We start from the raw sequence: 6,635 nt of genomic DNA on the forward strand, positions 1-6,635 counted from the left end.
ACCAGCGGCCGGGCCTGTTTTGTCCCGGTCAATCGGCGCCCCGGGGCACGCTGGGCGCAAACAAGAAGACGAACATCGGCAAGCCATGAATACCGAACAGTCGACGGATCATGATCAGGATGCTGCGCATTCCGGTCATGACTACGGCCGCCGCAATCCGCTGGAAATCGGCGTGCAATTGCGCAACCTCGTCAATCGCGGGGATTTCCTGACCGTCCAGTACCAGGGCGGTCAGCTCGTTACCCGACTCCTCGATGTCGATGTCGGCGCCCGAACCTTCGTGTTCGATTGGGGCGCGCTGGCCGAACAGAACGCGGGGATCCTCGCCGCGCCGCGCTGCATGTTCCTCGCCTCGCCCGAAGGCGTGCGGGTCGAATTCGCGACCGCGGCGCCGCGCGAAACCCGCTACGAGAACCTGCCGGCCTTCGAGGCCGCGTTCCCCGAGGTGCTGTACTGCGTGCAGCGCCGCGAGTATTTCCGGGTCGACGCGCCCGTGCTCGATCCCTACGTGTGCCGGGGCAGCCTGCCCGACGGCGAGAGCTTCCTGTTCGAGGTGCACAACCTGTCGCTCGGCGGTCTCGGCCTGCGCACCGCGGACGAGCGGGTGGCCGCCCTCGAGGTCGGCGTGACGCTGCCCGACGTCGAGTTGAACCTGAACGGCCACGGCAAGCTGTCGCTCGACCTTCAGCTCGTGTCGCACCGCGCGACCGACGCGCCGAACGGCACGCGCCGCTACCAACTGGGCTTCCGCTTCATGTCGCTGCCGGGCAGCGCGGAAAACACGCTCCAGCGCCTGATCACGCAGCTTGAAATGAAGCGCCGCCAGCTCGCGCGCGCCTGATCCTGCGCGCGCGCCGCCCCGCCCGGGGCGGCCGCGGTCCTTACTGCGGACGGAAGGCGTGCCGCGCGCCGCCGATGCAGTCCACGCGCGGCGTCACCTGCTTGTTGAACCGGGCGGGCCGCAAGTCGCGCCCGTCGTCGGGGGCGACGATCGGGATCCGGGCCGTGTTCAGGCCGTCGATCAGGGTGTCGAAGTCGAGCGGCGACGGCTGGTAGCCGCGCAGCACGAAGCACGAAATCATGAAGCAGTGATCCCACGCCCAGCGGTCGTGCCAGGTGAAATCGCGTTCGCTCCAGACGGAAACATGCGCTTCCGACGCGATGCCGTTCACGCTGCCCTGCACGTAGAACTCGGGCGCGAGCACGATCAGGTAACGGGTGCGGTAGGTCAGGAAGTTCAGCAGATCGAGACCGACCGACTTGGGCATGTGCTCGATGCAGTCGCCGATGATGCACAGATCATGGCAATCGTCCGGCTTCGCGAGCAGGGCCGGCCAGGCCTCGCCGACGCGGATCTCGTCGTACAGCGCGCCCAGATCGAATGCCGTCACGTACGACGGGGCGGCCTCGATGCCCACGCGACGGCACGACGGCGCCGCGTCGCGGGCCATCCGCCCGTACTTGCCGGCGCCGCAGCCGATGTCGAGCAGGCTGTCCGGCGCGATGGCCGTGATCAGATGGCGGACGATGCCGTCGAAATTGTTGAACGAGCCGGGCACGGTTGACTCCTTGCGAATGAGGCCCGGCGCGGGTGGGCCGGTGACGGAACGGCTGCCGCGCGGGGGGCGGGACGCATCGACGCGGCGCGGCGGCGGGCCGGGGGCGCCGCCGATATGGAAGCATCCGCCGGGCTCGGAAACAAGCCCCATCCAGCCTTCCCGGCGGGATTCCGGACGAGACGCCCGCGGCCCCGCGCCGGGCCTGGGCGGCGTCGAGGGCGTCCGGCCGGAAGCGCCCGCCGGGCAAGGGCCGGCGCGTCGCGCGGGCGGCGTTCGCGCACGGCCTCGCCGGCTGGCGTTTTCGTGCGTTTTTTCGCTCAACTTTTTCCGTCCGCCGCCGTTATATCGGGAGTCACGCAACCCGGCGGCCGCGGCGCGGCCGGCTCACCAGCAGGATCGCGCATGTCCAACAATCTCATGTATATCGCCACCAGCGGACTGAATGCCGCGATGTGGGGTATTACGACGACGGGCCAGAACATCGCCAACTCGGCGACGCCCGGCTATTCGGTCGAACGCCCGGTCTACGCCGAGACGAGCGGCCAGTACACGAGCAGCGGCTACCTGCCCGCCGGCGTGACGACCACGACGGTGCAGCGCCAGTACAACCAGTACCTGGCGAACCAGCTGAACAGCGCGCAGACCCAGGGCGGGGCCCTGACGACGTACTACAACCTCGTCTCGCAGCTGAACAACTACATCGGCAACCCGACGACCGGGATCTCCACCGCGATCACGAGCTACTTCACGGGGATGCAGAGCGTCGCGAACAACCCGTCCGATCCGGCCACGCGCCAGACCGCGCTCAGCAACGCGCAGGTGCTGGCCAACCAGATCACGGCCGCCGGCCAGCAGTACGACGCGCTGCGCCAGAGCGTCAACACCCAGCTCAGCAACACCGTCACGCAGATCAACAGCTACACCTCGCAGATCGCGCAGCTGAATCAGCAGATCTCGGCGGCGAGCGCGCAGGGCCAGCCGCCGAACCAGTTGATGGACAAGCGCGACCTCGCGCTGTCGAACCTGTCGCAGCTGACCGGCGTGCAGATGGTGCAGAACAGCGACGGCTACAGCGTGTTCATGTCGAACGGACAGCCGCTCGTCGTCGCGGGGCAGAGCTACCAGCTCGCGGCCGTCACGTCGCCGTCCGATCCGACCGAGCTGACGATCGCGTCGCAAGGCGTCGCGGGTGCGAACCCGCCGGGGCAGACCACCTACCTGCCGGAATCGTCGCTGACGGGCGGCACGCTCGGCGGCCTCCTGTCGTTCCGCAACCAGACGCTCGATCCGGCCGAAGCGCAGCTCGGCGCGATCGCGACCAGCTTCGCCTCGCAAGTCAACGCGCAGAACAGCCTGGGTCTCGACCTGTCGGGCAATGCGGGCGGCGCCCTGTTCAAGGTCGGCGCGCCGGTGGTGTATGCGAACCAGGCGAACACGAGCAGCGCGACGCTGAGCGTATCGATCATGAACGGTTCGCAGCCGACCACGAGCGACTACACGCTGGCGATCAACAACGGCAACTACACGCTGACCGACCGCGCGACCGGCAACGTCATCGGCGCGCAGCCGGTGGGCTCCACGATGCCGATCACGATCGGCAACCTGCAGCTCAACGTGAACGGCACGATGAACGCGGGCGATTCGTTCACGGTGCAGCCGACGCGCGGCGCGCTCAACGGCTTCGGCGTCGCGACGACCAACTACTCCGCGATCGCGGCGGCGTCGCCGGTGCTCGCGCAGAAAGTGTCGACCAACACCGGCACCGGCACGATCACGCAGGGCTCGGTGAGCGCCGGCTACCAGATTCCGGCGGGCGGGGTGACGCTCAGCTACAACGGGACCACGACGCCGCCGTCGGTGTCGGGCTTCCCGAACGGTTCGGTGGTGACGGTCAACACCGCGCCGCCGCAGTCGTTCAACATCGGCACGGGGCCGGGGCAGGTGCAGTCGGTGCCGTACAGCGCGCTGCAGGGCAACGCGATGACGATCACCGGCACGGGCGGCCTGAACGCCGTCACGGTGACGATGGCGGGCGCGCCGGCGAACGGCGATACGTTCACCATCGGCAAGAACACCAACGGCGCGAGCGACCCGCGCAACGCGCAGGCGCTGGCCGCGCTCGTCAGCGCGAAGACGCTGAACAACGGCACCCTGACGCTCACGGGCGCGTATTCGAGCTACGTGAACACGATCGGCAATGCCGCGAGCCAGCTGCAGGCGTCGAGTTCCGCGCAGACGGGGCTGGTCGGGCAGATCACGAGCGCGATGCAGGCGGTGTCGAGCGTGAACACGAACGAGGAAGCCGCCAATCTGATGCAGTACCAACAGCTTTACCAGGCGAACGCAAAGGTGATCCAGACGGCGTCGACGCTGTTCCAGACCGTGCTGGGCCTGTTCAACTGATCAAGGTAGACGACCATGCGCATCTCCACTTCCCAGTTCTACAGCCAGAACGTCAGCACGATGAACAACCAGCAGGCCCAGCTGTCGCAGCTGTACCAGCAGATTGCGAGCGGCGTCTCGCTGACGACGCCCGCCGACAATCCGCTCAACGCGGCGCAGGCGGTGCAGCTGTCGATGACCTCGGCGACGCTCACGCAGTACAGCGCGAACCAGTCGTCGGCGCTGACCTCGCTGCAGATGGAGTACCAGACGCTGACCAGCGTCAACTCGGTGCTGAACAACATCTACCAGACGGTGATGAGCGCGGGCAAGGGCACGCTGTCCGACAGCGACCGCTCGGCGCTGGCCGCGCAGATGCAGGGCGCGCGCGACCAGCTGCTGAATCTCGCGAATTCGACGGACGGCTCGGGCAACTACGTGTTCTCGGGCTTCCAGGCGAACACGCCGCCGTTCACGAACAAGGCGGGCGGCGGGGTGTCGTACAGCGGCGACGGCGGCCAGCGGGTCGTGCAGATCACGGCGAACAGCACGGTCGCGCAGAGCGACGACGGCGCGAGCGTGTTCCAGTCCGTGCCGATGCTCGGCAGCTCGCCGGTGCCGGCCGCGGGCGCGTCGAACACGGGCACGGGCGCGATCGGCGCGGTGACGATCACCGACCCGACGGCGACGAGCAACACGCAACAGTTCACGATCACGTTCGGCGGGACCGCGGCCGCGCCGACCTACACGGTGACGCCGTCGGCCGTCACGCCGCCGACCCCGCAGCCGTACACGAGCGGCGCGGCGATCGCGCTGGGCAACGGCGAGAAGGTGGCGATCTCGGGCACGCCGGCGGCGGGCGACACGTTCACGGTGACGCCGGCGCCGCAGTCGGGCACCGACATCTTCGGCGCGCTCGACACGATGATCGCCGCGCTGCAGCAGCCGGTGGGCAGCAGCACCGTCGCGGCGACCGCGTTGCAGAACATCATGACGACGGGCGCGACGAAGCTCACCAACACGATGACGAACGTGCTGACCGTGCAGGCTTCGGTGAGCGGGCGCGCGCAGGAAGTGCAGGCGATGCAGACGGTGACGACGAACAATTCGCTGCAGACCTCGAATTCGCTGGCCGACCTGACGAGCACCAACATGCCGGCGGCGATCAGCCAGTTCCTGCAGGTGCAGAACGCGCTGACGGCGACGCAGAAGACCTTCGTGCAGATGCAGAACCTGTCGCTGTTCCAGTACATCAATCCCTGATCGCGCGCGGCGCGCTTCGGGTGTCGTTCGCTCTGCGCGCGCGTGCCCACGCTGTCGACAGGAGCCGCGGCCCGCCCGGCACGGGCCGCGTGCGGGGCACGCGATACGCCGCCGGGGTTCGCCGGTGTTCCGGCCGTTGCCGCGATGAACCAAAAAAAGCCGTTCGAACAGAGGGCAGTTCGAACGGCCAACGCAGAGATACCTCAAGACCTGCACGTCTCTGTGCGGATCCGTGCAGTCACTTGAATGTATCGGGATCGGCCGCGCAAGCGAATAGGACTGGTCCTAAAATCCGGATGAAATAGACCATGCCGCCACCGGCGGGACGTGACCCCACGTCGATCGTCGCGTGGCGGCGTGTCGCTCAGGCATCGTCGCGGGCCCGCGGCTCGCCGATCCCGCCGAAGCTCGAACGGTATTGCAGCGGCGCGACGCCGAGGCGGCGACGGAACACCTCGCGCAAGTGCTGGCCGTCGCGAAAGCCGCACTCGGCCGCGATCGTCTTGAGCGGCTTGCGCCCGCGCTCCAGCAGCCGGCGCGCCGCGTCCACTCGCGCCCGTTCGACGAATTCCGCCGGCGACACGCGGGCCTCCCGCAGGAACACCCGAGAAAAATTCCGCACGCTCATGTTGGCGACGCGCGCGAGCGCGTGCAGGTCCAATGTGCCCGCGAGGTTCGCGAGGATGTGCTGCTGCACGTGCGCGATCGGCGATTCCGGGGCGGCGAACGGCATCAGATAGGGGCTGAATTGCGATTGCCCGCCGGCGCGCTGCATGAACACGACGAGCCGCTTCGCGACGTTGAGCGCGAGGTCCTGCCCGTGGTCGAGCGCGACCAGGAACAAGGCGAGGTCGATGCCCGCCGTGACGCCCGCGGAGGTGCACAGCGCGCCGTCGCAGACATAGAGCCGGTCCGCCTCGACGCGCGCGTCGGGGCACAGCGCGGCCAGCGCGGCCGCGTCGTTCCAGTGGGTCGTGACGGTGCGTCCGGCCAGCAGCCCCGCGCGGGCCAGCAGGAACGCGCCGTTGCAGATCGAACCAAAGCGCGCGGCCCGGCCGGCCGCGTGGCGCAGCCAGGCCTCGAACGGCGCCGGCGGCGCGAGCGCGGGCACCGACGGGCCGCCCGCGACCAGCAGCAGGTCGAAGGCGCGGTTCGCGTCGCGGTAGTGATGCTGCGGCTGCACCAGCATGCCGTTGGAGCAGCGCACCGCACCGGGTTCGATGCCGATGACCGCAGCCTCGTAGCGTGCGTCGGGCAGCAGGAAGCGATTGGCTTCGGCGAAGACGTCGAGCGGCCCGCTGAGGTCGAGCGCCTGTGCGTCGGGCGGCGCGACGAGGCCGATGGATCGGGTCATGGCTGGAGGCGCCGCCGGGGCGGCGCGAAGCGGCGGAGCGCTCATCTTACGGCGGCGCGCGCCCGGAACGGGCGCGC

Annotated in this window: 5 protein-coding genes; 3 read left to right on the top strand and 2 right to left on the bottom strand. The window is 68.8% G+C overall.

Annotation, left to right across the window (positions count from 1 at the left end; all coding sequences use genetic code 11):
• Positions 1 to 85 precede the first annotated feature (85 nt).
• Complete coding sequence (locus AC1RQF_RS11205) at positions 86 to 841, top strand: flagellar brake protein (RefSeq protein WP_492872059.1); 756 nt, start codon at positions 86 to 88, stop codon at positions 839 to 841.
• 40 nt (positions 842 to 881) lie between these two features.
• Here the strand turns inward: AC1RQF_RS11205 and AC1RQF_RS11210 are convergent, their stop codons facing one another.
• A complete protein-coding gene (locus tag AC1RQF_RS11210) occupies positions 882 to 1,559 on the bottom strand; it encodes a class I SAM-dependent methyltransferase (protein ID WP_492872060.1) in 678 nt (225 codons plus the stop codon).
• A gap of 402 nt (positions 1,560 to 1,961) precedes the next feature.
• Here AC1RQF_RS11210 and flgK point away from each other — a divergent pair, with 402 nt between their 5' ends.
• Together flgK and flgL are read left to right on the top strand one after the other, a co-directional pair.
• Positions 1,962 to 3,962: a flagellar hook-associated protein FlgK gene (gene flgK, locus AC1RQF_RS11215; RefSeq protein WP_273999481.1), complete on the top strand. Its 2,001-nt coding sequence runs from the start codon at positions 1,962 to 1,964 to the stop codon at positions 3,960 to 3,962.
• A gap of 15 nt (positions 3,963 to 3,977) precedes the next feature.
• A complete protein-coding gene (flgL, locus tag AC1RQF_RS11220) occupies positions 3,978 to 5,204 on the top strand; it encodes a flagellar hook-associated protein FlgL (RefSeq protein ID WP_273999480.1) in 1,227 nt (408 codons plus the stop codon).
• Between the two features lie 364 nt (positions 5,205 to 5,568).
• Here the strand turns inward: flgL and AC1RQF_RS11225 are convergent, their stop codons facing one another.
• Positions 5,569 to 6,558: a GlxA family transcriptional regulator gene (locus tag AC1RQF_RS11225; protein WP_273999479.1), complete on the bottom strand. Its 990-nt coding sequence runs from the start codon at positions 6,556 to 6,558 to the stop codon at positions 5,569 to 5,571.
• Positions 6,559 to 6,635: the final 77 nt, after the last annotated feature.

The sequence above is a fragment of the Burkholderia sp. GW821-FHT14F03 genome (genome assembly GCF_058803765.1).